This is a genomic window from Photorhabdus sp. S10-54 (assembly GCF_963878145.1).
GTDB lineage: Bacteria > Pseudomonadota > Gammaproteobacteria > Enterobacterales > Enterobacteriaceae > Photorhabdus > Photorhabdus kayaii.
Genome location: NZ_CAWNXG010000003.1, coordinates 40,409 through 63,210 on the forward strand (window position 1 = coordinate 40,409; position 22,802 = coordinate 63,210).

Below are 22,802 nucleotides of genomic sequence, written 5' to 3' on the forward strand. Positions count from 1 at the left end.
CTGAAGGCATAGCTTTCAGGGCCTGATAATTTTGGTGGAGCTAAGCGGGATCGAACCGCTGACCTCTTGCATGCCATGCAAGCGCTCTCCCAGCTGAGCTATAGCCCCACGAGCGTGGTATTTCCTAATTTTAGTGCCAAATACCTTATTACAATATAAAGGATTTGGTGGAGCTAAGCGGGATCGAACCGCTGACCTCTTGCATGCCATGCAAGCGCTCTCCCAGCTGAGCTATAGCCCCAATCAAAATTAATGGAACGGGGCGCATAATATGAAACCTTGCAAATACTGTCAACGGCTAACTTATCATTCTCACAACAAGCGTTGAAAAAGCCATCAACTTTATAATCAATTAGCAAAATAGAGACTGAGCAATGGGTTGAAGTAAAATAGAAGGTGCTTGGGAAAGTGGTAAAAAGGTAGCAATTAAATGAGATTTTCTGAAAATAAAAAGGCATCACATGTGATAAGTGATGCCTTGGGTGCATTAATTAGGATTGAGTTTCACGTTGGGCAATGAATTCCAGCGCTTGATTGATACGGGATAGAGTACGGGTTTGCCCGATAGCGTGAATAGTGACATCCACACCTGGGGATTGACCTGCACTGGTAGCTGCAACCCGCAATGGCATACCGACTTTACCCATACCGACTTCTAGCTCATCAGCGGTGGATTGAATGGCATGGTGCACATTTTCTGGTGTCCAATCAGTAATTGAAGCCAGCTTTGCATGGACAACTTCAAGAGGCTGACGGGCAACTGGGCGCAAATGTTTCTTCGCCGCATCGGCATCAAATTCAGCAAAATCTTCATAAAAATAGCGGCAGGATTCCGCCATCTCTTTCAGAGTCTTACAACGTTCACCCAGTAATTTAATTAGATCAACCAACTGTGGACCATGACGGGTATCAATACCTTGTTGCTCAATATGCCATGCTAGATGAACGGCAACTTTCTCTGGCGGTAGGGTATTAATATAGTGATGGTTCAACCATTGCAATTTTTCGGTATTGAATGCACTGGCGGATTTATTGATGGCATCCAGGCTGAACAGCTCAGTCATTTCTTCAATGCTGAAAATTTCTTGATCGCCGTGCGACCAACCCAAACGAACCAGATAATTCAGCAGTGCTTCTGGCAGATAGCCATCATCACGGTATTGCATAACGCTCACTGCACCGTGACGTTTGGATAATTTTTTACCGTCATCACCTAGAATCATCGAAACGTGTGCATATTCTGGCACGGGAGCGCCTAGTGCTTTCAGGATATTGATTTGGCGAGGCGTATTATTGATATGGTCTTCACCGCGGATGACATGGGTGATCTCCATATCCCAGTCATCGATAACAACACAGAAATTATACGTTGGTGAGCCATCGGTACGACGGATAATCAGATCATCAAGTTCCTGATTACTGAACTCGATGGGGCCTCGGATACGATCATTAAAAACAACAGAACCTTCCTGTGGATTGCGGAAACGGACGACATGGGGTTGATCTGGGTTATGTTGACATAGATTATCACGGCAACGGCCGTCATAACGCGGTTTCTCGCCATTTGCCATTTGAGTTTCCCGCAATTCTTCCAGACGCACTTTAGAACAATAGCAGCGATAGGCACTCCCTTGTTCTAGCATTTGATCAATTGCCTGATGATAACGATCAAAACGTTTCGTCTGATAATAAGGGCCTTCATCCCAATTCAGATTTAACCAGTTCATACCGTCCATAATGGCATTGATAGCTTCCTGAGTTGAGCGTTCAAGGTCAGTATCTTCGATACGCAATACAAATTCGCCTTTGTTATGGCGGCTATATAACCAGGAATAAAGTGCGGTACGAGCACCGCCAACATGAAGATAGCCAGTTGGGCTTGGTGCGAAACGGGTTTTAATTTTACTCATCGGGGATTGCCTTAATTACGTTTCACTTTTCAATGAACGTTATTGGTGATTTAAAGTAATAAAAGTGGGGGTCATTTTATCACTGCACCTTAATTCCTCAATGCTGTTAACGGGAAGTTGTTGAGGAAAGTCAGTGTACTTGTCTAAACTGTACCCTATAGTGATGATAATTATCTCACCCTTGTTTAATTTTGAGACGAACGATATTTTTCTCTAGAAAAAGCGTTGACTCACTCTGAACTATCCCTATAATGCGACTCCATCACGACGGGGCGATTAGCTCAGTTGGTAGAGCATCTCCCTTACAAGGAGGGGGTCATCAGTTCGAATCTGGTATCGCCCACCATCTCGTTGTGATAAAAATGATTTTATGATTGGGCGATTAGCTCAGTTGGTAGAGCATCTCCCTTACAAGGAGGGGGTCATCAGTTCGAATCTGGTATCGCCCACCAATCATAAATTCAGTGGTATAGAAGCGGTAATAGTCATCATGAAGTGGGCGATTAGCTCAGTTGGTAGAGCATCTCCCTTACAAGGAGGGGGTCATCAGTTCGAATCTGGTATCGCCCACCACTTCATTAAGATTGTTTCAGGCGGTATCACATATCTTTGGTGTGGGTCGTTAGCTCAGTCGGTAGAGCAGTTGACTTTTAATCAATTGGTCGCAGGTTCGAATCCTGCACGACCCACCACTCCAAAAGGCACAATTAGAGTAATCTAATCATACAGATGGGTCGTTAGCTCAGTCGGTAGAGCAGTTGACTTTTAATCAATTGGTCGCAGGTTCGAATCCTGCACGACCCACCATATCGAAAGACACAATCAGAATAATCTAATCATACAGATGAGTCGTTAGCTCAGTCGGTAGAGTAGTTGACTTTTAATCAACTGGTTGCAGGCTCGAGCCGAGCGAAGCGAGACAACAGCGCGTGAGCGCTGGCCCGAAGGGCGAGGCCATAGGCCGAGTCATCCTGCACGACCCACCATATCGAAAGACACAATCAGAATAATCTAATCATACAGATGGGTCGTTAGCTCAGTCGGTAGAGTAGTTGACTTTTAATCAACTGGTTGCAGGCTCGAGCCGAGCGAAGCGAGACAACAGCGCGTGAGCGCTGGCCCGAAGGGCGAGGCCATAGGCCGAGTCATCCTGCACGACCCACCATCTCGAAAGACGCAATCAGAATAATCTAATCATACAGATGGGTCGTTAGTTCAGTCGGTAGAGCAGTTGACTTTTAATCAATGGGTCGCAGGTTCGAGCCGAGCGAAGCGAGACAACAGCGCGTGAGCGCTGGCCCGCAGCAAAAAAGTCACGAGCAATGCGAACACTCAAACTATGGCCTCTTGGAAACAGGTAGAGCCAAGATGTGGTAAGTAACTTTAGTACTTTATGGCACACCGGCTAATCAATGAGTCGCCAGAGCCTTATAGAAATTAGGGTTTTCTTGGATGATAGCTAACACCTTTGCCGCTAGTCTTGTCGGATTTCGACGCTTCTGCTCCCAGCTTTTAATTGTATCAAGGCTAGTGCTTAAAGCCTCCGCCATCTCTGCCTGTGAAATGTTAAGTTGAGCACGGATAGCTTTAACGTCGGCAACTTCGTATCGGGTCACACGCGCTGCGGCTTTATTACCTTGTTTAATTTCAACTGCTTCTTCGAGGGATGCTTTCAATTCGTCAAAAAAACTCATGTTACACCTCATCTTTTAGTAATTTTGTTAGTTTTTTCAGTTCTGCTTTCTCGGCATCCGTTAAGCTATCTTTTTTACTTTTCGGATAAGTCATCACCAGATAAATAATATCTTCAGTCGCTAGAAGATAAATAACTCTGGCACTACCGCTTTTTCCTTGTGAGTCTATACCCAATGGATTTCAAGATGGATCGCGACGGCAAGGGAGCGAATCCCCGGGAGCATAGATAACTATGTGACCGGGGTGAGTGAGTGCAGCCAACAAAGAGGCAACTTGAAAGATGACGGGTATATAGCCATTCTGATTTTACGTAACCCCCCAGTACCACGTATTAGATCACCTTTGTCTGGTGATTCGATAAGCTCTCGTTGCAGTTCTTTAAGCTTCATCATTATGTGTATATACAAATTTCACGCTAAAATAATATATCTTATCTATTAGTGATACAAAATCCATTGATATTTTGTGAGTCATTTTGAGTTGTTTAGATCTGTCTGGCGGGGTATTCTGTATATACAAATTAACCATGAGTTAAAAACGCCGAAGCACATGAAGCTCTTGATATCATCAACATCAGATTGAAATTAGCAGGCAAAAACCCGCCGGTTAATGAAGAGGATATACTCCAGTGTTTTTCTAATCGGGTTGGACGTTTTCTTGAGGATACAAGGGAAGATAACAGAACTGATCCTCCTACTAAATGGTTTATATCTGAAACAGATTATGGTGTTAAGTTAAAGATAGTCTTTATCTATTACCCTGAAAAAGGGGTTGCTATAAGGACAGCTTATACACCTAACGAAGATGAATTGAGAATTTACCGAAAATACGGCCTAGGAACAGAGAAATGAGCAAACAAACTGATAAGCGAGCAAATAACCTGATAGCTTCCACTGATGAAGCATGGGAGAACGGTGAGCTTGGTTGTAGTGAAGCTCACGTTAAAGTATCTGATGATGTAACAGAAGATCTGATTAACGAAGCGCTGGAGTTACAGCCCATTTCAATCAGATTAAATAGATCTCTGATTGAAGATTTGAAAATGATAGCTGACCTTAATGGCTTAGGCTACCAGCCATTGATCAGGCAAGTTTTAAATCGTTTTGCTAATAGTGAGAAAAAACGGGTACTCGCCGAAGCTCACAGCAAAGCAATGAGAAGTGAAAAAAGAAAATCCAATAAACGTCATAAAGCTGCTTAACTACATAGTCTTAGCTGCATAGTATATAAATGTAAAAAACCAACTGGTGAGGTTGGTTTAACGATCTATACCAATAATGCCAGATAGGATAAGCTTTACCTAATTGTTGTACTAGCTGATTATTAGGATATAAAAATGAATCTCTACGGACTTGTTGCTGATATTGGCGGCACCAATGCCAGATTAGCACTTTGCAATTTGGAAAATGGGGCTATTGAGTGGATCGAAACGTATAGTGCAAAACAACACACCGGATTAGAATCTATTATCAGTCACTATTTGGCTGCGCAAAAAACAGTGGTGACTTATGCATGTATTGCTATTGCTTGCCCGATAAATGGTGATTGGGTAGAAATGACCAATCACCAATGGGCATTTTCTATTAGTGAGCTGAAACAGACATTTGGGCTAGAAAAATTAGATGTGATTAATGACTTCACGGCTGTATCTATGGCGATTCCAATGTTAACAGAAGAACACAAGGTTCAATTAGGAGGAGGAGAAGCGGTTAAAGACAAACCGATAGCGGTTTACGGTGCAGGGACTGGCCTTGGTGTAGCTCATTTGATCAAAGCAGGCAAGCAATGGGTCAGTTTACCTGGTGAAGGTGGTCATGTAGATTTTGCAGCGAATAGTGAAGAACAAGATGCAATATTGGCTGTTTTACGTCGTAAACTTGGACATGTTTCGGTAGAAAGAATCTTGTCCGGTAGTGGGTTGGTAAACCTTTATCAGGCCATTGCCATTTTGTATCATCGTCAGCCGGAAGATTTAGAACCAGAAACCGTGACGCAACGAGCATTGGATGAAAGTTGCCAATATTGCCATCGTGCGCTGACACTATTTTGTGAAATTATGGGGCGATTTGGCGGGAATTTAGCGTTAAATATGGGGGCTTTTGGTGGTGTGTATATCGCTGGCGGTATAGTGCCGCGGTTTCTTGATTTCTTTAAGCAATCGAACTTTCTTCATGGATTTGAAGATAAAGGGCGCTTTAAACCGTTAGTACAACAGATTCCTGTTTATTTGATTACTCATCCACAACCAGGATTATTAGGTTCAGGTACCTATTTACGGCAACAGCTTTTACTTATTGATTAAATTATAAGGTCAGATATATACATTTCGAAATTAATGATAGTATATATCTGATTAGAATTTTTTATTGTAACTGTGTATTAATATTGAAAGCAATGAAAATCTATTTTATTTATATGAGATCTGGATTTCATAATAATCTTATGAGTTTTTAAGAATAAATTTAAAGAATATATATTATGATTTATACAATTAATGGATAAAATTGTTGTTTATATAATTAACATTGAAAATAGGATATGAAATTTCAGTTCAAGATATTAATTTTATAAAATTCAATAATAATGAAGTTGCTAATTTTTCCATATAATTTATATGGTTGCAATTTTTTCTGGTAAATCATGAACATTATATGTAAATAAAAGGTGTGTAATTTATTAAAGCGCATTTTCTGTCAAGATTTACTGGTAACAAACATACATCCCCATGAATTTAAACTGTTTTACTATCTATAATCAATCCTCCCATTCGCTGCTGAATCTCCCTTGATTGAATTGATTATCGGCAATGTTGAAACCAAGTTTTATCATTATTTGGGTATAATATCAGAATAAATTATTATGTGATTATCAACGCCTAAATAAGTGGTATTAAAAGATCGATATGACATTTGACAATGAGATTTATATTCACAATATTTATGTAACTGATTGATTTATTTTAGATGAAAAACGGATATTTTATTATGCTGTTTTTCATGTTTAAATACTTTTAACTTATTGAAATTTTAATTGTTTTGTTTTCTCTTTTTATACTTTATAATCTGTCAAAATTTTTTATTTAGAACAGTACTGGATAGAAATGAAAACGATAGAAGTTGATGAAGACCTTTACCGCTATATTGCCAGCCACACACAACATATTGGTGAAAGTGCATCTGATATTTTACGGCGAATGCTAAAATTTAACGCCGAGCAGCCAGTACAAAATGTACAGCCTCTCAGTGCTGTGGAGAAAGCGCCAGTAGCCCGCCAGCGTGATTCTGTCCGTGTGATACGCGAATTATTACTTTCAGATGACTATTCTGACAAGAAAAAATCTGTTGAGCGTTTTATGTTGATCCTATCTACATTATACAGCCTGAATAGTGAAATTTTTTCCCAGACGACTGATGCTATGCACGGTCGTACCCGTGTTTATTTTGCTGGTGATGAACAGACATTGCTCGCCAGTGGCAAACAAACCAAACCTCGTCACATTCCGGGCACGCCTTTTTGGGTCATTACTAACACTAACACTGACCGTAAGCGTAGTATGGTTGAGCAAATTATGCAGGATATGAAATTCTCAGCCAATTTTATCGACAAGGTGTGTGGCACAATTTAACTGATCAAGGCTGTGCTGACAGACAAAGTACAGTGCAGCTCTTGTCCAGGGGAGATTTAAAGTGGTAAATCATCCGCGCGCGGGGCAGATTGCCCGCCAAAGTGATCTGATAAATGTAGCGCAGCTTACATCACAGTATTACACATTGCATCCTCAGCCGGAAAACTCAGAGCATAAAGTTAAATTTGGTACATCCGGTCATCGTGGCAGTTCTCAGCGTCACAGTTTTAATGAGGCGCATATTCTGGCAATTACTCAAGCTGTTGCGGAAGTTCGCAAGCAACGGGGAATCAATGGCCCTTGTTATGTGGGTAAAGATACCCATGCTTTATCAGAAGCGGCATTTATTTCCGTACTGGAAGTCTTGACAGCTAACAGCGTGAATGTGATTGTGCAGGAAAATAATGGATTTACGCCAACACCTGCGATTTCTCATGCCATCCTCTGTTATAACCGCTTGGGGAAAGCGTTGGCTGATGGGATTGTTATTACCCCTTCCCATAATCCACCAGAAGACGGGGGGATTAAATATAATCCACCTGATGGTGGTCCCGCAGATACGGATTTGACAGCAATTATAGAACGTCGTGCTAATGAGTTGCTTACAGAAGGTCTAAAAGGCGTTAAACGTTTGCCATTTGTTCAGGTATTGAACAGCGAATATTTGTATCAGCAGGATTTAGTTGAACCATATGTTAGTGCGTTGGGTGATGTGGTTGATATGGCCGCTATCCAGCGGGCCGGGCTGAAAATCGGTATTGATCCTTTGGGAGGCTCTGGCATTGCGTTCTGGCAGCGTATCGGTGAGCGTTACAATTTGGATCTGACATTGGTTAATGATCAAGTTGATCAGACATTCCGTTTTATGCACTTGGATCATGATGGCGTCATTCGTATGGATTGCTCATCCCCTTGGGCAATGGCGGGTTTGTTAGCCATGCGTGATAAGTTTGATTTGGCTTTTGCAAACGATCCGGATTATGACCGCCACGGTATTGTCACTCCCGCTGGTTTGATGAATCCGAACCACTATCTGGCAACCGCGATAAATTACCTATTCCGCCATCGTCCGCAATGGTCAGAAAGTGTTGCGATAGGTAAAACATTGGTATCCAGTGCCATGATTGATCGGGTCGTTGCCGATCTTGGCCGTAAATTGGTAGAAGTACCGGTGGGTTTTAAGTGGTTTGTTGATGGGTTACATAAAGGTGAGTTGGGCTTTGGTGGAGAGGAGAGTGCGGGGGCTTCTTTCCTGCGTTTTGATGGTACGCCGTGGTCTACAGATAAAGATGGGATTATCTTGTGTTTGCTGGCGGCAGAGATGACTGCGGTAACAGGGGAAAATCCGCAGCAGCATTACAACAAGTTGGCAGCTCGCTTCGGTACGCCAAGCTATAGCCGCATCCAGGCATCGGCAACTTATCAGCAGAAAGCATTATTAGCCAAGTTATCACCAGAAATGGTGCAAGCGGATAAGCTTGCCGGTGATCCAATCACTGCCCGGTTGACAAAAGCTTCTGGTAACGGAGCGTCAATAGGTGGTCTAAAAGTGATAACAGAAAACGGCTGGTTTGCTGCTCGCCCATCGGGGACAGAAGAAGCCTACAAAATTTATTGTGAAAGCCTCCTTGGCCCTGAGCACCGGCAGAAAATTGAGCAGGAAGCACTGGATATCGTTAACCAGGTTTTTGCCGCCGGTTGATCTTTTTGGCCGATTAAAAAGAATCCGCAACAGTGATAACAACTTTTGCGGATTTTTTATTTTTCAGCCGAGAGCAACCATTAACGCACCGGCAGTAATCAGTGCAACACCACCTGCGGTCATCAGTGATATTTTTTCACCAAATAAGATAACGGCCAAGATAACAGCAAACACGACACTGAGTTTATCAATCGGGGTAACCTGAGAAACGTTACCGTTTTTAATTGCCAGAAAGTAAAACAACCATGAAAATGCCCCCGCCACACCGCTTAAAGCGATAAAAAGCAACGCCTTGTGGTTTGCCAGCACTTCACTAACCAGATTTAATTTTCCTTGTACTACAACGACACTGACAAGAAACAACGCCATAATGACTGCGCGTATTGCTGTTGCTGTATTGGCATCAAGATTTTGCAAACCGATTTTCCCGAAGATAGCGACTAAAGCGGCAGTAAACGCTGATAATAAGGCATAGATAAGCCAGGTACTCATCGCGAATAAATCCTGTTGTTATACCCGTTATCTTCCAAGTTGCCTCTTTGTTGGCTGCACTCGCTCACCCCGGTCACATAGTTCGCTATGCTCCCGGGGATTCGCTCTCTTGCCGTCGCGATGCATCTTGAAATCCATAGGGTATAGTATCAAATGAGTTGAGATGATAAGACAGTTCTCTTTGTTTGAATGTATCATTTATTTCATTAAGGAAATTAAAGAATAAACTCATTACTAATCCCCATTTTAGTTAGTGAATATTTTGGGCCTATGAGATAATTTCCAGTTTTAATCTCGGATGGCTTCATATAAATCTATAAATAATAATTATCTTGACCAGAATTTAGCTATTAAACTAACCGCCAATCCCAATAGGGCTATTTTATTTGCCATTTTGAACCTGGGCAGTGCTCAAAATCCTCACGTACTACGTGTACGCTCCGGTTTTTCCGCGCTGTCCGTGTTCAAACGGCCTGCAACAATTACGCCTATTGGGATAGGCTCTAAAATACAGTTTTATTTATTTATTTCACTTTGAATATAATATTACAGTTTATTTTGGGATTAGATTAAGCTGAGTTTTTCAGTTGATTGATTACTATTTGAATAGATAAAGATTGAATTGAAAGGTTTTTATCTGAGATTAAGAGCCATTTTTACCTGTGTTTTCCACTGTTAAAGTGTTAGGAATTTGTGTCATTATGTCCGGCATCAAAATCGCCAGGAATCGATCTATATTTAAACATGTAACAAAAATGTCATATTTTTATTTGCAATTCACATTTTGTTTGTTACTATATTAAAAGTTACTTATATATAAAATAGAATTTATTTTTAACGTGCAGATAATCCTAACACTTGCTTCTATTATTAAATTTTTGAGAGGCAGGTTGATTTTATGTACCTTCATGAACACTATAAAATAGATATCCTGGTATTAAAAAAATATTAATTTAATAATCTAAGAATATTAAAATGAAAAATTTTTCTCTCAATAGTTATACATCTATACCGGCATGTATATGGGGTCTATTTCTTGGGACTTTTGTAACAAGATCAACATCAATGATGGTATGGCCTTTTATATCCATCATACTATATTCAAAGTTCCATTTTACTGCATCGATGATTGGATTAGTTCTCTCTTTATCCATTGCGATTTCATCAATATTAAGTTTTTATGCTGGTTACTTCTCTGATAAAGTCGGCCGGGCTAAGATAATTATCATTGGATGTCTTATATCTGCATTGGCATATTTAATATTATGGTTATCTGAACATCAGTCTGGTTTTATTATTGGTACTTTATTGGCGAATATTTCCTGGGCGCTTGTGAATAATCCAATAAAAGCCGTTATCGGCGATATTATCGAGGAAAAGCAGGTAAGAGAGAATGCCATGTACTTAAGGTATTTATTTCTTAATGCGGGTGCGGTAGTCGGGCCTTATTTAGGTGTAAAATTAAGCCTGGATATTAATTCTATCTCTTTTCTGATTGTTTCGATATCCTATGTAATTTTTATGATCCCTGTTTATTTATTTGGTAAGAAAATAAAAATAAACTTAACAAATAATGATGACTTTAAAGGAACGATGAAGGTTTTATTAAATGACCGTGTGTTTTTAATGTTGGTCATCAATAATATTCTCATGATGTTTATTTTTGGCCATTTTGATTCAACTTTGCCACAGTTAATTACTTCATTAGGGTTTAATGGGTATGCTGAGTTTATTGCTTCGCTTATTATGTTACATGCGATAACCATTGTGGTTATGCAGTTACCGTTTTCCATGTTAACGCAAAAAATGGAGTTAGAAACTAAAATAAATATAGGGTCTGTGTTACTCATTTTATCTGAATTAATGTTCTTTATTTCATTCAAGTATTATGATGTTTATTTATTGTGGTATGTAGCTGCTTTTACCATGAGTATCAGTCAAACTATTTTATTTCCATGTGTGAATGTTTTTATTGATCGTTTGGCGCCAAATGATTTACGTGGCGCATATTTTGGTGCGGCGTCACTTTATAGTATCGGTTTTTCTATATCTCCATTAGTTGGTGGTGCTATTATCCAATTATTTGATGGTGGAGTGTTATTTCAATTATTAGCGATATTAAGTGTGTTGATGTTGGTAATTTTCTGTCGGATGTTTAAACTAAGGGATAAACATGAAATTAATATTAGAAGAAGTCTCAAATCTTAGACCAACTGAATTACATTGTTCTGTTCGTGTTGAGCAGTTAATAGATAAAGTTAAACTTGAAGGATTTTGGACCCAACCAATCTGGATTGATGCAGCAACGAATGTGGTTATTGATGGTCATCATAGACTTGAATTAGCCAAAACACTAAAATTAAGTTGTATTCCTTGTTTGGCATTTGATTATGAGAAGGAACTGTTGGTTTATTCCCGCAATGAGGATAAAAAGATTAGTCATAGTGATGTTATTAAAGCGGGTTTGGATGGGCAACCTCTTGGTTATAAACAGACTCGTCATGAGTTTTCCGGGAATGTTATTGAAACTCAAATTTCGTTAAAAATGTTAGGATTTGTCAATGAATAAGCCGTTTTATGATGTGGTAATGTGTGGTGCAGGTCCTGCAAATATTTCATTAATCCCAGATTTATTAAAAGATGAAGCCATAAAAAATGGTTTGATTTTAGAAAAAACAGAGATGGTGGGTTCTGGTTCATTAAAGAAATATAAAATTACCGCGAACTCTTTAGGTAGTGTATTTTTAGAGAAATTTGACGGTTGTGATGATGAGCTTAGTCAATATATAAGATCAACATCAGAGTGGGAATATTTTAGTGCCAATAAAGATAAGCCAGTTGAATTGAGGTTTGTCGGCCAATATTTGGAGAAAATTGCACGCTTTATTCAGGAAAACAAATATGGTGATCGGTTTAATATTTTGACTGATGCGGAAGTAAAAAAGATTAAACAGAATGAAGATGGTAACTATGATATAACTTATCATAAAAATAATGAAGATTATATTGTATCAGCGCGAAAAGTACTGTTTAATATAGGTGGAAATCCAAACGGATCCAGATTATTGCATAATAGTAATAATATTACCTCTGGTGATTTTATTAAAGGTTTTTATGATGAGGTTATAAATAAAGGTGATATAAAAAGTATATCAATATTGGGTTCGTCACACAGTTCAGTTTCTTGTTTAATTCGGTTGATAGAGCAATTAAAGTTTACCGGTAAGATAAACGTTCTGGTTAATAAAGATTTTAAATTGTTCTTTGATTCACCTGCAAGTGCAGAATCTTATGGCTATGATTTCACTCAGGAAGATATCTGTCCTTTAAGTGGACGGGTTAACCGATATTCAGGTTTGAGATATGATTCTTTTGCTTTTGCACAAGAAATTAAGGAAAGAAAATATGAAAATATTGCTATTTTGAATATTTCAGAAATTTCTGATGATGAAGTTATTAAACTCATTAACTGTGATGATTTGCTTATTCATTGTACTGGCTATCACTCTAAACTTATTGAAATAGTTAATGAGAATAATACGCCTATTGAATTTAAAAGTGATAAATACGGTTTGTTAACTAATGCAAAGTTAAATCCTATATCAACGTCAGGTGACGCGCTCAATAATTTTCATACATTTGGTCTGGGGTCTGGCGTAAAGACGGGTGGTGAAAATGGTGGTGAGGCAAGTTTCCACGGAAGAATTGATGGGGTTTGGGTGTATCAACATGTTATATATGACATCGTATTTAATTGATATTTAATTCAATATCAATTTTATATCATTAATGAACTATATTTTAGGTTAATTCTTATTTAAGAATAACAATAGCCTTTTAACATCCATTTAAAATAATTTATCAAGACTATGAATGAAAAAACAGTAATATTGCTTTGTGCAGGAAGAGGCAGCCGGTTATCTACCAGAACATCAAATAAACCAAAACCTTTGGTAGAAACAAATCAAACATCATTTATCGATAATGCGCTGAAAAATATCGAAGCTGTCGGTATTAAGAAAGTGATTATTGTGGTGGGTTATAAAAGTGATATTTTAATATCTCATATTAAACAAAAGACATATAATTTGGATATTGAATTTGTTAATAGTGAAAAGTGGGAATCAACCAATAATATCTATTCTTTATACCTTGCCAGAAATTGGATTAAGCAAGATACGCTGATCCTTGAAGGGGATATCTTCTTCACAAAGAAATGTTTGGAAACAGTGATGTTAAAAGCAGGAGATCTCAATGTCCTTGTTTCTCCTCTTAGTGGCAATATGGAAGGGACTTATGCAAAAATAGATAAAGATAATATTATTGCATTAAATTCTACTAAGGATAGTCATTATCAGGTTGAAGATGGTCAATATAAAACAGTAAATATTTATAATATTTGCACCGCTAATTTTGCTGAATATGTTACTAAAGAGTTAGAAAGTTACATTAATGGTGGATCGACTGGGTTATATTATGAGGATATATTTAAACAGTCTTTACTGAATAATGTAGCTGAATTTAAAGCAAGTATTGTTGATCATTCACAATGGTATGAGGTAGATAATACTTATGATCTTGCTATTTGTGACTTCATTTCAAGTAATAATAAATTAGATTTTATTCAAAATAGGCATGGTGGATACTGGCGTTATCCTATTATTGACTTTGGCTTAATTTACAATTTCAACTTTCCACCTAAAAAATTGAAAGATGAAATAAAGAATAATTTTGATGAAATATTGTTAAATTATCCTGGCGGGAATCGTTTAGTCGAGCATGCTTTATCTGAATTTATCGGGATAGAAAGAACGCAATTATGTATTTCAAATGGTGCTGCGGAGATAATTAAACGGCTTCCTGATGTTTATACAGGTAAAGTATTAGTTACTGTGCCATCATTTAATGAATATGCTAATTGCTTTGGAAAAGCAAGGACGATATATAGTTATACCAAAGAGCATCAGCAGTTTGAGATAGATATTGATGAACTATTAATGTTGGCGAAAGAAGAAAAGCCAAATGTGGTGGTGATTGAGTCACCAAATAATCCGACAGGTAAATTGGCACCTATTGATAGTCTGTTATATTTGGCTGGCGAATTGTTGGCATTAAATATCGACTTAATTATTGATGAATCTTTCTTAGATTTCTCTAAAATGCGTGATGAGACAATGTTAATGCATTTAGATAACTATAAGAATTTATCTGTTATTAGAAGCATGAGCAAAACCTTCGGGATTGGTGGTATTCGTATTGGGTATATTGCCACTGCAAATCAGGAATTACTTGGTAAAATAAGAGCTGTGTTACCCATTTGGAATATTAATGGTTTTGCTGAAGAGTTTTTATTGAGATTACCTCAATATAGAGAGAGTTACAAATTAAGCTGTGAAAAAGTGATTAATGATACGTTAAAATTACAGCAAGAATTAAACTCAATAGAGGGTATTACCGCATTTGAGACAGACTCTAATTTTGTTTACTGTAAATTACATATTTCTGATGCGAAGACGATATCGCGGTTACTTTTAGATATTCATGGGCTGTATGTGAAAGAGTGTTCTGGTAAAGGGAATGCAGGCTCTGATCTCTATTTACGTATTTCTTGCAGAACACCAAGCGATAATGAAATTTTAATAAATGCATTACGTACAATCATGCAATGGCAAATAAATATTAATGATATTAAAGCGATCAAGGAAGTTAAAGAGGTTTGCGAATGAATAATCCCAAAACAGTGGTAATTTGTGGTAAAGGAGAATTGGCAATTTTCATTTGTCAATATTTCTTAAATCATAAAGACTATAAAATATCGCATGTGGTAGCAGATAAATTCGAACCTGTAAGCACTGATCAGACGTTAATCGACTTCTGTTATCAAAATAATATTTCTGTTATTGAAGATAATAAGGTTGAAAATCTACCTGGCTATGAAAGTGGTGATTTCACTTGCGATTTATGTTTTGTTGTATTTCATAAGCGGATATTACCGTTAAAATTCATTAATTCGTGTAAGAAAATCTTGAATATCCATCTGTCCTATTTACCTAAATATCGCGGCGTAAGGCCGGTAAACTGGGCTTTGAAAAATGGAGAACAGTCCCACGGTGTGACGATCCATGAAATTAATGAGGGTATTGATGCCGGGCCAATTGTCAATCAGATCTCATTTTCTATTTACCCTGAATTTGAAGAGGTTATTGATACTTATACAAGGGCTATTAACTATTCCAGACAATTATTCCTTGACACGATGCCAATATTGGAAAAAATAACTCCAAGACCTCAGATTGATTCAGAGGCAACAATTTATTATGAAAAGGACAATCATAGTCTGGAAGAAAGGATGACATTTACCAAGCAGGCATCGCTCGAATTACTTAATAAAGCTTAAGTGATCGGCCCTTAACACTGGAACGCTCTATGTATAATCTCATTGCCACAGATCTCGATGGGACGCTTCTACTTCAAGGAGATACAATTGGTAAGTTTACCCGCAAGGTGCTTACTGATTTATCAAGTATGGGAAAGCAAATCGTATTTGCAACGGGTAGACATCATGCTGATGTAAATTCCATTATTGGTGATTTTGATATCCCTGTGCATTTGATTACGTCGAATGGCGCTAGATTAACCAGTGCTTGTAAGAACCTGGATATTAGCCGACATTTGCCAAGTCACGTAGTAAAAAGAGTGATTGAAGAAACTCAGGCGGATCAGGATTTAGTGATTAATATGTATTATGGTTCTCAATGGTTAACCAGTGAGCTACACCATAGTTTCAATGATTTTAATCAGAATGATAATTTTAATCCCGCGGTTAGGCAGGCTGATGAAATGTCTTGTGATGCGGTTGAGAAAATCTTTTTCATTCACAAGAAGAGAGATCATGATGCGTTGGTTAAATTAGAACGTCATTTAATTGATCTATTTTCTGATCATGTCAGTGTTGCTTTCTCATTTCCTTGGTGTCTGGAAGTGATGGACCGTGGTGTTTCGAAGGGGCAAGCTTTAATTCAGCTCGCCGGTTTTCTTGATATCCCAATTAATAAAACGATTGCATTTGGTGATGGTATGAATGATGTGGAAATGCTTTCAACCGTAGCTAAAGGTGTCATCATGGGAACGGCGCATAATAGGGTGAAACAAGCGCTTCCTTACGCTGATATTATTGGTTCTTGCTGTGAAGAGTCTGTCGCTTATTATTTATCTGAACATGTGTGTCAGGTGAAATAAGCGGATATTAGCTTTGCTGAGAGATATTAATTGCCTGAGACATGAAGTGATTCAATACGTGTCTCAGGCATTAAGGCATAAACCGATAGCCAATACCCGTTTCAGTCAATAAATGTTTTGGTCTGGTTGGATCGGTTTCTAATTTTTGTCGTAAATGCCCCATATAAATCCGTAAATAATGGTTGTGTTCAACATAATTAGGGCCCCAAACTTGGTTGAGTAATTGGCGTTGGGTGAGTACTTTGCCGCTATTCGCCAATAATTCACCTAGTAACCGGAATTCAATCGGGGTTAGATGCAGTTCTTCATCGTTTTTGGTGATTCGGCGGTTAACCAGATCAACAACGACATCAGAAAAATGAATGATCGATTCTTCTTTATTAGTTCTGGCAAAACGGCGTAAGGCAACCCGGACTCTTGCCAATAGTTCACTGATACCAAAAGGTTTACTCAGATAATCATCAGCGCCGGCATCTAGTGCAGCAACTTTATCCGCTTCTTTATCGCGGGCAGAGAGAACAATAACGGGAATTGCGCTCCATTGGCGCAGATCACGGATCAAGTTAATACCGTCACCATCCGGCAAGCCCAAATCAAGAATAATTAAGTCAGGCTTGCGGGTTCCCGCTTCAATTAGGCCCCATTTCAGCGTATCACTGTCAAATACGCGATAGCCTTTACCTTCCAACGCTAGTCGAACAAAGCGTCGGATCTCTTTTTCATCTTCAATAATCAAAATGGTGTTATTGTTGGTAATAATCACATCTCCTCAGTAATAATTTCAGGTGGTTTCTCTAACGGTAGAACAAAGTGAAAACTTGCTCCACCTTTTTCGTTATTGGTTGCCCAAATCTTTCCTTGGTGGATTTCAATAATTGCTCGGCAAATTGCTAATCCAAGGCCCACTCCTGGAATAGCAGACTCTTTACGAGTGCGGGAGAATTTATCGAAAATTAATTGTTCTTGTTCCGGCGGAATGCCTTTACCTGCATCCCAAACTTCAATATGAATTTGATTTTTTTCTGTTGTTGCTTTAATACCTAGTGGTATTTGCTCATCGGTATATTTGATTGCATTTTCCAACAGGTTGATAAATACCCGCTCCAGTAAACTGGCATCACAATGCAATAGTAAATCGGATGGCAGGGAAACTGCGACGGGATGACGGTTGAGTGCATATTCCAGCGAACGTAAGGTACTGCCGACGATCTCTTCCAGCGATTGCCATTCCAGATTGAGCTGAATGCCTCCCGATTGGATACGCGCCATGTCCAGTAAATTATTAACCAGACGGGAAGTGCTGAGAATTTGTTGACGAATCTGATTCACCTGTTTGGTATGTGGAGAGCCTTCGGCTGATAAATCCAACATCAGGATTTCCGCTTGTCCGAATAGGACGGTCAGCGGTGTGCGTAAATCGTGAGACAGGGCCGCCAGAAGCGAGTTACGTAACTGTTCTCGTTCTGTATCCAATTTAGCGGATTCTGCCCGGCGTGAGAGTTGCAATCTTTCCAGTGCATTGGCGATCAGGCCGGTAAATGTTTGCAGCAATCGCTGTTGTTCAGGGATCAGTAATTGGCGCAAATAGGATGGCTCAATAGCTAATACAGCCAGTGTCTGAGAAGGTGTAGCGATAGGCTGTAGTTGGTAAGGTACGCTAGGTAAGGTATCTGTTCCCGCTCCAGCCGGCAGATTTTTATCAAAACTCCATTTTGCAATGGCATCATCAATCAACATATGACCGCCATTATTGGTCGTGAGTTGACATAAATTACCATCCTCGTTGGGTAAAAAGAGGCCGGTTTTAGCCTGAAAACCATTGGCAAGGAAATGGTAGCTGGTACGGGCAATATCTTCTTCATTCAGCGCCCGGCTCAGTTCACGGGTCATTTCATAGAGATTGCGGGTTCGTTGTTCGCGGTAACGGGCAATTCGCGCCTGATATCTCATGCCCGCAGTGAGGTTTCCGACAACGACACCGACTATTAGCATGACAGTAAAGGTCAGCAGGTACTGCATATCGGTAACAGCAAGAGACCAATGAGGCTGTACAAAGAAGATATCGAAACTGATGACATTAATAAAAGCGGCAAATATTGATGGTTGGCGTCCGTAAAATAGCGCAATGATAACGACGCCAAGCAGATAAAGCGTGACAAGATTGGCTTTATCAAGGGTCAGCAAGAATGTTCGGGAGAACAGGGTAATAAGTGTACAGAGCGCAATAGCGATCAGGCAGCCCTGAATCTGTACCCGCCATTTTTCACTGACAGAGCGGTTGTCCTGTTCTTTATCCCATCGGCTGCGCTCTTCTAATGCGACAATCACTAGATCTAAGTCAGGTCCTAGTTTTCCCAGTCGGTCAGCAAAACCTGGGCGCCATTGCCAGCCAAACAGCTTCTGTTTGGAGGTACAGCGACGGCCTATCAGAATTTTGCCGAGGTTATGTTCTCTGGCATAACGTAATACCGCTTTTTCTTTGTTTGAATCGGAAAGTGTCGCAGTTTCAGCCCCCAATTCATGCGCTAATCTGAGTGCTTTTAAGATAGTGCGCCGTTTACCTTCGGGTAGTTGGTACAGTTTTGGGGTTTCAACGTAAATTGCATGCCAGATACAGCCTAATCGGGCTGCGAGGCGAGCGGCAGTGCGGATGAGCTTTTCATTGCCTGAGCTATTACCAATGCAGAGTAGAAGATTATCACGGGTATGCCAGACCGGTTCATGCCCTTGTGTGTCGCGGAAAGCACGCATTTGATCATCCACGCGATCAGCCGTCCGGCGCAAAGCGAGCTCTCGTAATGCAATTAAATTACCTTTGCGGAAAAAATGTTCAATGGCGCGTTCTGCCTGGCTAGGGATATAGACCTTACCTTCATGGAGCCGCTGGCGCAGATCATCTGGGGGCAGATCAACTAAGACAATTTCATTCGCCTGATCAAAGATATGATCAGGGACGGTTTCCCTGACCCGGATACCAGTAATATCCCCCACAACATCATTGAGGCTTTCTAGATGCTGAACGTTGATGGTAGTCAGTACATCTATGCCAGCTTCAAGTAATTCTTCAACGTCCTGCCAGCGTTTGGGATGACGGTTGGTGTGAGGATTACTGAATGCCAACTCATCCATCAAGATGATGGCTGGGTGGCGGGCAATGGCGGCATCAAGATCAAAGATGCTGATTCTGCGCCGTCGATATTGGATCTGTTTCAGGGGCAATTGTGGCAGACCATCAAGTAAAGCGGCGGTGTCTTGCCGCTCATGGGTTTCTACCACGCCGATAACCACATCCAGCCCTTGAGCACGCAATCTTTGCGCTTCCTGCAACATAGCATAGGTTTTTCCCACGCCAGCGCAGGCACCGAAAAATATTTTTAATTTACCGCGCTGTTTCTCATTAACCAGTGTCAGTAATTCATCCGGGTCAGGGCGCTGTGGTTCGTGTTGATCCATGTTCAGCCTTACTGTTTTTTCTTGTGCAAATTATCAAGGGCAAGATTAAGTTTTAACACATTAATCACTGGCTCACCGAGGAATTCCGATGGTGGTGGCTCAATATTATCCCTGATTAATCGCTTTATCACTTTAATCGGTAAATGGCGTGCATCAGCGACTCTCTGTGCTTGAAAGTCAGCGGCGGCGGGTGAGATGTGAGGATCAAGGCCGCTAGCGGATGCGGTGACCAAATCAACTGGCACAGGAATGTCTGGTTGGCGGTTAAATTGCCGCAGTTGCTCAACTCTGCGTTTGATTTCATCATCCAATATCGGGTTGGAAGCCGCTAAATTGCTGCCACCAGAGGACAGAGTGTTATAGGGATAATCTACGGTAGCAGAAGGGCGCCCCTGAAAATAGATCGCTTTAGTGAAGGGTTGACCAATCAGCTCAGAGCCAACGGCTTGACCATTTTGTTTTACCATGGAGCCTTGTGCTTGATAAGGGAACATCAGTTCTGACAAACCTGTTGCCAGCAATGGATAAGCTACGCCGGTAATCAATGTCAGGAATATCACCAACACAACAGAAGAACGTAACCAAATCATTTTCATCACCTTTATTTAAGTATCAGCAAAGTCAGCAACATATCTATCAGTTTGATGCCGATGAAAGGCGCTATCAGACCACCTAAACCATAAATCCACAGGTTGCGGCGTAAAAGTGACAATGCATTCATTGGGCGGTAGCTCACGCCTTTTAGAGCCAATGGGATCAAGAAAACAATAATCAGTGCATTAAAGATAACTGTCGATAAAACCGCCGAAGTAGGCGAGTGCAGATGCATGATATTTAAGACATTTAATTGTGGGTAGGTGACGGCAAACGCCGCCGGGATAATGGCAAAATATTTTGCGATATCATTGGCGATACTGAATGTGGTCAGAGAGCCCCGTGTCATCAACATCTGTTTACCAATATGGACAACTTCAATCAGTTTGGTTGGGTTGGAATCCAGATCCACCATATTGCCTGCTTCCTTGGCTGCCTGAGTGCCTGAATTCATAGCAACGGCAACATCGGCCTGAGCAAGTGCCGGGGCATCATTAGTGCCATCACCTGTCATGGCGACCAGACGGCCTTCGGATTGATATTGGCGGATCAGGGCTAGTTTGGCTTCGGGGGTAGCTTCCGCCAGAAAATCATCTACTCCGGCTTCTGCGGCAATCGCAGCCGCAGTCAGACGGTTATCGCCGGTAATCATAACGGTCTTGATTCCCATACGGCGCATCTCACTAAATCGCTCTTTAATACCGCCTTTTACGATGTCTTTTAGCGCGATAACTCCCAGTACCTGTTGATTTTCTGCGACAACCAGCGGGGTACCTCCTTTACGTGCCACTGTCTGTACCAAAATTTCCACTGCTTCTGGGAATTTTCCGTGATTGACTTCAATATGGCGGCGAATGGCATCGACAGCGCCTTTGCGGATCATGCGGTTTTCCACATTAACACCACTCATTCGAGTCATGGCAGAGAAAGGGACAAAAGTGGCGTTCAGTGAGTGTAAATCACGTTCACGCAGGTTGAATCGCTGTTTTGCCAGAATGACAATGCTGCGGCCTTCTGGTGTTTCATCGGCTAAAGAAGAGAGTTGGGCGGCATCTGCCAACCGCTGTTCTGTTATGCCAGGTACGGGCAGAAACTGAGAGGCTTGGCGATTTCCCAAAGTGATGGTGCCAGTTTTATCCAGTAACAGCACATCCACATCACCCGCTGCTTCAACGGCTCGTCCGCTGGTGGCGATAACATTGGCACCTAGCATGCGGCTCATGCCTGCGACACCAATGGCAGAAAGTAACCCCCCAATCGTGGTAGGAATAAGACAAACTAATAACGCTATCAATACCGTGACAGTGATAGGTTGGCCAGATTGGTTAGTCTCCACGCTGAATATTGAAAATGGCAGTAGAGTGACACACACCAATAGAAAGATGATTGTTAGAGCAGTCAACAAAATAGTCAGTGCAATCTCGTTTGGGGTTTTACGACGTTTAGCCCCTTCCACCATTGAAATCATGCGGTCAAGAAAAGTTTCACCGGGATTAACTGAACATTCGACCACCAGCCAGTCAGATAGCACATGTGTGCCACCTGTTACAGAGGAAAAATCACCGCCAGATTCGCGGATAACGGGGGCAGATTCTCCGGTGATTGCACTTTCGTCAACAGAAGCGCCACCTTCGATAACTTCACCATCGCAAGGGATCGTTTCACCGGCTTCAATAATGACGATATCCCCTTTGCGCAGGCTGTCAGAAGGGACTTTTTCTCTGGAACCATTACGATTGGTTGAAGTGAGTTTAGTTGCCCAACTGGTTTTTCTTACCCCTTTAAGGCTGGCCGCCTGAGCTTTGCTTCTGCCTTCTGCCAGTGCTTCGGCAAAGTTAGCGAATAGCACAGTAAACCACAGCCATAAGGCGATGTTACCGGTGAACAGCGCATTTCCCTTAAATTGACCCGCTAACATGGCAATCCATAAAATGGTGGTTAACCCACTGCCTAGATAGACGACAAACATCACTGGGTTACGCCATTGTGCAGCCGGATGACATTTTTTGACTGAATCAATCAGGGCATTACGAATCAAAGCAGGTTCGAATAATGTCTGTTGTTTGTTGGTCATGGTATTCCTCTCTTTGGC

General features: G+C 40.6%; 18 protein-coding genes, 9 tRNA genes, 1 other RNA gene and 2 pseudogenes. 19 read left to right on the forward strand and 11 right to left on the reverse strand.

All coding sequences use genetic code 11. From position 1 onward, the window contains the following. Positions 1–32 precede the first annotated feature (32 nt). From AACQ83_RS02430 to gltX, 3 genes are all read right to left on the reverse strand, one after another. Positions 33–108, reverse strand: a tRNA-Ala gene (locus AACQ83_RS02430). Between the two features lie 57 nt (positions 109–165). Continuing rightward, positions 166–241, reverse strand: a tRNA-Ala gene (locus AACQ83_RS02435). A 250-nt stretch (positions 242–491) separates the two neighbouring features. Continuing rightward, positions 492–1,910, reverse strand: a complete 1,419-nt coding sequence (gene gltX / locus AACQ83_RS02440) for a glutamate--tRNA ligase (protein WP_112876225.1) — start codon at positions 1,908–1,910, stop codon at positions 492–494. 270 nt (positions 1,911–2,180) lie between these two features. Here gltX and AACQ83_RS02445 point away from each other — a divergent pair. The 8 genes from AACQ83_RS02445 (at position 2,181) to AACQ83_RS02480 (ending at position 3,250) form a co-directional block, all read left to right on the forward strand. Next, positions 2,181–2,256, forward strand: a tRNA-Val gene (locus AACQ83_RS02445). A gap of 30 nt (positions 2,257–2,286) precedes the next feature. After that, a tRNA-Val gene (locus tag AACQ83_RS02450) sits at positions 2,287–2,362 on the forward strand. Positions 2,363–2,407: 45 nt separating this feature from the next. Beyond that, a tRNA-Val gene (locus AACQ83_RS02455) sits at positions 2,408–2,483 on the forward strand. A gap of 43 nt (positions 2,484–2,526) precedes the next feature. Continuing rightward, a tRNA-Lys gene (locus AACQ83_RS02460) sits at positions 2,527–2,602 on the forward strand. A 39-nt stretch (positions 2,603–2,641) separates the two neighbouring features. Continuing rightward, a tRNA-Lys gene (locus tag AACQ83_RS02465) sits at positions 2,642–2,717 on the forward strand. Between the two features lie 39 nt (positions 2,718–2,756). Then, positions 2,757–2,896: transfer RNA gene (locus tag AACQ83_RS02470), tRNA-Lys, on the forward strand. 39 nt (positions 2,897–2,935) lie between these two features. Continuing rightward, positions 2,936–3,075: transfer RNA gene (locus tag AACQ83_RS02475), tRNA-Lys, on the forward strand. A 50-nt stretch (positions 3,076–3,125) separates the two neighbouring features. Further along, positions 3,126–3,250, forward strand: a non-coding RNA gene (locus tag AACQ83_RS02480) — RtT sRNA. Positions 3,251–3,319: 69 nt separating this feature from the next. Here the strand turns inward: AACQ83_RS02480 and nadS are convergent. The 3 genes and pseudogenes from nadS to AACQ83_RS02495 all read right to left on the reverse strand — a co-directional run. Further along, the gene (gene nadS / locus AACQ83_RS02485; RefSeq protein ID WP_112876224.1) at positions 3,320–3,604 is read right to left on the reverse strand and encodes a NadS family protein; all 285 of its coding nucleotides are present in this window, start codon (positions 3,602–3,604) and stop codon (positions 3,320–3,322) included. A gap of 1 nt (position 3,605) precedes the next feature. Next, a pseudogene (locus tag AACQ83_RS24505) lies at positions 3,606–3,904 on the reverse strand (type II toxin-antitoxin system RelE/ParE family toxin). After that, positions 3,899–3,997, reverse strand: a pseudogene (locus AACQ83_RS02495) (type II toxin-antitoxin system RelE/ParE family toxin); the annotation flags it as partial. The pseudogenes AACQ83_RS24505 and AACQ83_RS02495, both read right to left, overlap by 6 nt. A 186-nt stretch (positions 3,998–4,183) precedes the next feature. Here AACQ83_RS02495 and AACQ83_RS02500 point away from each other — a divergent pair. The 5 genes from AACQ83_RS02500 to pgm all read left to right on the forward strand — a co-directional run bounded on the left by AACQ83_RS02500 (position 4,184) and on the right by pgm (position 8,932). Further along, positions 4,184–4,456, forward strand: a complete 273-nt coding sequence (locus tag AACQ83_RS02500) for a hypothetical protein (protein ID WP_240000679.1) — start codon at positions 4,184–4,186, stop codon at positions 4,454–4,456. Beyond that, a complete protein-coding gene (locus tag AACQ83_RS02505) occupies positions 4,453–4,806 on the forward strand; it encodes a hypothetical protein (protein WP_112876222.1) in 354 nt (117 codons plus the stop codon). Before AACQ83_RS02500 ends, AACQ83_RS02505 begins: the two co-directional genes overlap by 4 nt. A gap of 135 nt (positions 4,807–4,941) precedes the next feature. After that, positions 4,942–5,907 (forward strand): glucokinase, encoded by a 966-nt coding sequence (gene glk / locus AACQ83_RS02510; RefSeq protein WP_112876221.1) that lies wholly within the window; start codon positions 4,942–4,944, stop codon positions 5,905–5,907. A 798-nt stretch (positions 5,908–6,705) separates the two neighbouring features. Continuing rightward, complete coding sequence (gene seqA / locus AACQ83_RS02515; RefSeq protein ID WP_112876220.1) at positions 6,706–7,230, forward strand: replication initiation negative regulator SeqA; 525 nt, start codon at positions 6,706–6,708, stop codon at positions 7,228–7,230. 61 nt (positions 7,231–7,291) lie between these two features. Then, entirely contained in the window at positions 7,292–8,932 is a 1,641-nt protein-coding gene (gene pgm / locus AACQ83_RS02520; protein WP_112876219.1) for a phosphoglucomutase (alpha-D-glucose-1,6-bisphosphate-dependent), read from the forward strand. Between the two features lie 63 nt (positions 8,933–8,995). Here the strand turns inward: pgm and AACQ83_RS02525 are convergent, their stop codons facing one another. Beyond that, positions 8,996–9,424: an EamA family transporter gene (locus tag AACQ83_RS02525; protein WP_112876218.1), complete on the reverse strand. Its 429-nt coding sequence runs from the start codon at positions 9,422–9,424 to the stop codon at positions 8,996–8,998. Between the two features lie 975 nt (positions 9,425–10,399). Here AACQ83_RS02525 and AACQ83_RS02530 point away from each other — a divergent pair. The 6 genes from AACQ83_RS02530 (at position 10,400) to AACQ83_RS02555 (ending at position 16,663) form a co-directional block, all read left to right on the forward strand. Continuing rightward, on the forward strand, positions 10,400–11,632 hold the full coding sequence (locus AACQ83_RS02530) for an MFS transporter (protein WP_112876216.1): 1,233 nt from the start codon (positions 10,400–10,402) through the stop codon (positions 11,630–11,632). Then, entirely contained in the window at positions 11,598–11,993 is a 396-nt protein-coding gene (locus tag AACQ83_RS02535; RefSeq protein ID WP_112876215.1) for a ParB N-terminal domain-containing protein, read from the forward strand. Before AACQ83_RS02530 ends, AACQ83_RS02535 begins: the two co-directional genes overlap by 35 nt. Further along, on the forward strand, positions 11,986–13,182 hold the full coding sequence (locus tag AACQ83_RS02540; protein ID WP_112876214.1) for a hypothetical protein: 1,197 nt from the start codon (positions 11,986–11,988) through the stop codon (positions 13,180–13,182). Before AACQ83_RS02535 ends, AACQ83_RS02540 begins: the two co-directional genes overlap by 8 nt. A 111-nt stretch (positions 13,183–13,293) precedes the next feature. After that, positions 13,294–15,150 (forward strand): aminotransferase class I/II-fold pyridoxal phosphate-dependent enzyme, encoded by a 1,857-nt coding sequence (locus tag AACQ83_RS02545; RefSeq protein ID WP_112876213.1) that lies wholly within the window; start codon positions 13,294–13,296, stop codon positions 15,148–15,150. Beyond that, the gene (locus AACQ83_RS02550) at positions 15,147–15,821 is read left to right on the forward strand and encodes a formyltransferase family protein (RefSeq protein WP_112876212.1); all 675 of its coding nucleotides are present in this window, start codon (positions 15,147–15,149) and stop codon (positions 15,819–15,821) included. Before AACQ83_RS02545 ends, AACQ83_RS02550 begins: the two co-directional genes overlap by 4 nt. A gap of 29 nt (positions 15,822–15,850) precedes the next feature. Then, positions 15,851–16,663, forward strand: a complete 813-nt coding sequence (locus AACQ83_RS02555; RefSeq protein ID WP_112876211.1) for a Cof-type HAD-IIB family hydrolase — start codon at positions 15,851–15,853, stop codon at positions 16,661–16,663. Between the two features lie 70 nt (positions 16,664–16,733). Here the strand turns inward: AACQ83_RS02555 and kdpE are convergent, their stop codons facing one another. Genes kdpE through kdpB form a run of 4 tightly spaced genes read right to left on the reverse strand, consistent with a single transcriptional unit; the run spans position 16,734 to position 22,784 of the window. Continuing rightward, complete coding sequence (gene kdpE, locus AACQ83_RS02560) at positions 16,734–17,426, reverse strand: two-component system response regulator KdpE (protein ID WP_192880967.1); 693 nt, start codon at positions 17,424–17,426, stop codon at positions 16,734–16,736. Then, a complete protein-coding gene (kdpD, locus tag AACQ83_RS02565) occupies positions 17,423–20,116 on the reverse strand; it encodes a two-component system sensor histidine kinase KdpD (RefSeq protein ID WP_112876210.1) in 2,694 nt (897 codons plus the stop codon). The genes kdpE and kdpD overlap by 4 nt, the downstream gene beginning before the upstream one ends. Positions 20,117–20,124: 8 nt before the next feature. After that, positions 20,125–20,706 (reverse strand): potassium-transporting ATPase subunit KdpC, encoded by a 582-nt coding sequence (gene kdpC, locus AACQ83_RS02570; protein ID WP_112876209.1) that lies wholly within the window; start codon positions 20,704–20,706, stop codon positions 20,125–20,127. 11 nt (positions 20,707–20,717) lie between these two features. Next, positions 20,718–22,784 carry a potassium-transporting ATPase subunit KdpB gene (gene kdpB, locus AACQ83_RS02575; RefSeq protein WP_112876208.1) on the reverse strand — a complete coding sequence of 689 codons (2,067 nt, stop codon included), beginning with the start codon at positions 22,782–22,784 and terminating at the stop codon, positions 20,718–20,720. Positions 22,785–22,802 lie beyond the last annotated feature (18 nt).

What these genes read in the sequence shown, in the direction of transcription:
- glk (WP_112876221.1), top strand. Translation starts at nt 4,942, where the DNA reads ATGAATCTCTACGGACTTGTTGCTGATATTGGCGGCACCAATGCCAGA.
- AACQ83_RS02540 (WP_112876214.1), top strand. Translation starts at nt 11,986, where the DNA reads ATGAATAAGCCGTTTTATGATGTGGTAATGTGTGGTGCAGGTCCTGCA.
- kdpB (WP_112876208.1), bottom strand. Translation starts at nt 22,784, where the DNA reads ATGACCAACAAACAACAGACATTATTCGAACCTGCTTTGATTCGTAAT.
- AACQ83_RS02505 (WP_112876222.1), top strand. Translation starts at nt 4,453, where the DNA reads ATGAGCAAACAAACTGATAAGCGAGCAAATAACCTGATAGCTTCCACT.
- nadS (WP_112876224.1), bottom strand. Translation starts at nt 3,604, where the DNA reads ATGAGTTTTTTTGACGAATTGAAAGCATCCCTCGAAGAAGCAGTTGAA.
- kdpC (WP_112876209.1), bottom strand. Translation starts at nt 20,706, where the DNA reads ATGATTTGGTTACGTTCTTCTGTTGTGTTGGTGATATTCCTGACATTG.
- AACQ83_RS02550 (WP_112876212.1), top strand. Translation starts at nt 15,147, where the DNA reads ATGAATAATCCCAAAACAGTGGTAATTTGTGGTAAAGGAGAATTGGCA.
- gltX (WP_112876225.1), bottom strand. Translation starts at nt 1,910, where the DNA reads ATGAGTAAAATTAAAACCCGTTTCGCACCAAGCCCAACTGGCTATCTT.
- kdpD (WP_112876210.1), bottom strand. Translation starts at nt 20,116, where the DNA reads ATGGATCAACACGAACCACAGCGCCCTGACCCGGATGAATTACTGACA.
- AACQ83_RS02530 (WP_112876216.1), top strand. Translation starts at nt 10,400, where the DNA reads ATGAAAAATTTTTCTCTCAATAGTTATACATCTATACCGGCATGTATA.
- AACQ83_RS02525 (WP_112876218.1), bottom strand. Translation starts at nt 9,424, where the DNA reads ATGAGTACCTGGCTTATCTATGCCTTATTATCAGCGTTTACTGCCGCT.
- AACQ83_RS02535 (WP_112876215.1), top strand. Translation starts at nt 11,598, where the DNA reads ATGAAATTAATATTAGAAGAAGTCTCAAATCTTAGACCAACTGAATTA.
- AACQ83_RS02545 (WP_112876213.1), top strand. Translation starts at nt 13,294, where the DNA reads ATGAATGAAAAAACAGTAATATTGCTTTGTGCAGGAAGAGGCAGCCGG.
- AACQ83_RS02555 (WP_112876211.1), top strand. Translation starts at nt 15,851, where the DNA reads ATGTATAATCTCATTGCCACAGATCTCGATGGGACGCTTCTACTTCAA.
- seqA (WP_112876220.1), top strand. Translation starts at nt 6,706, where the DNA reads ATGAAAACGATAGAAGTTGATGAAGACCTTTACCGCTATATTGCCAGC.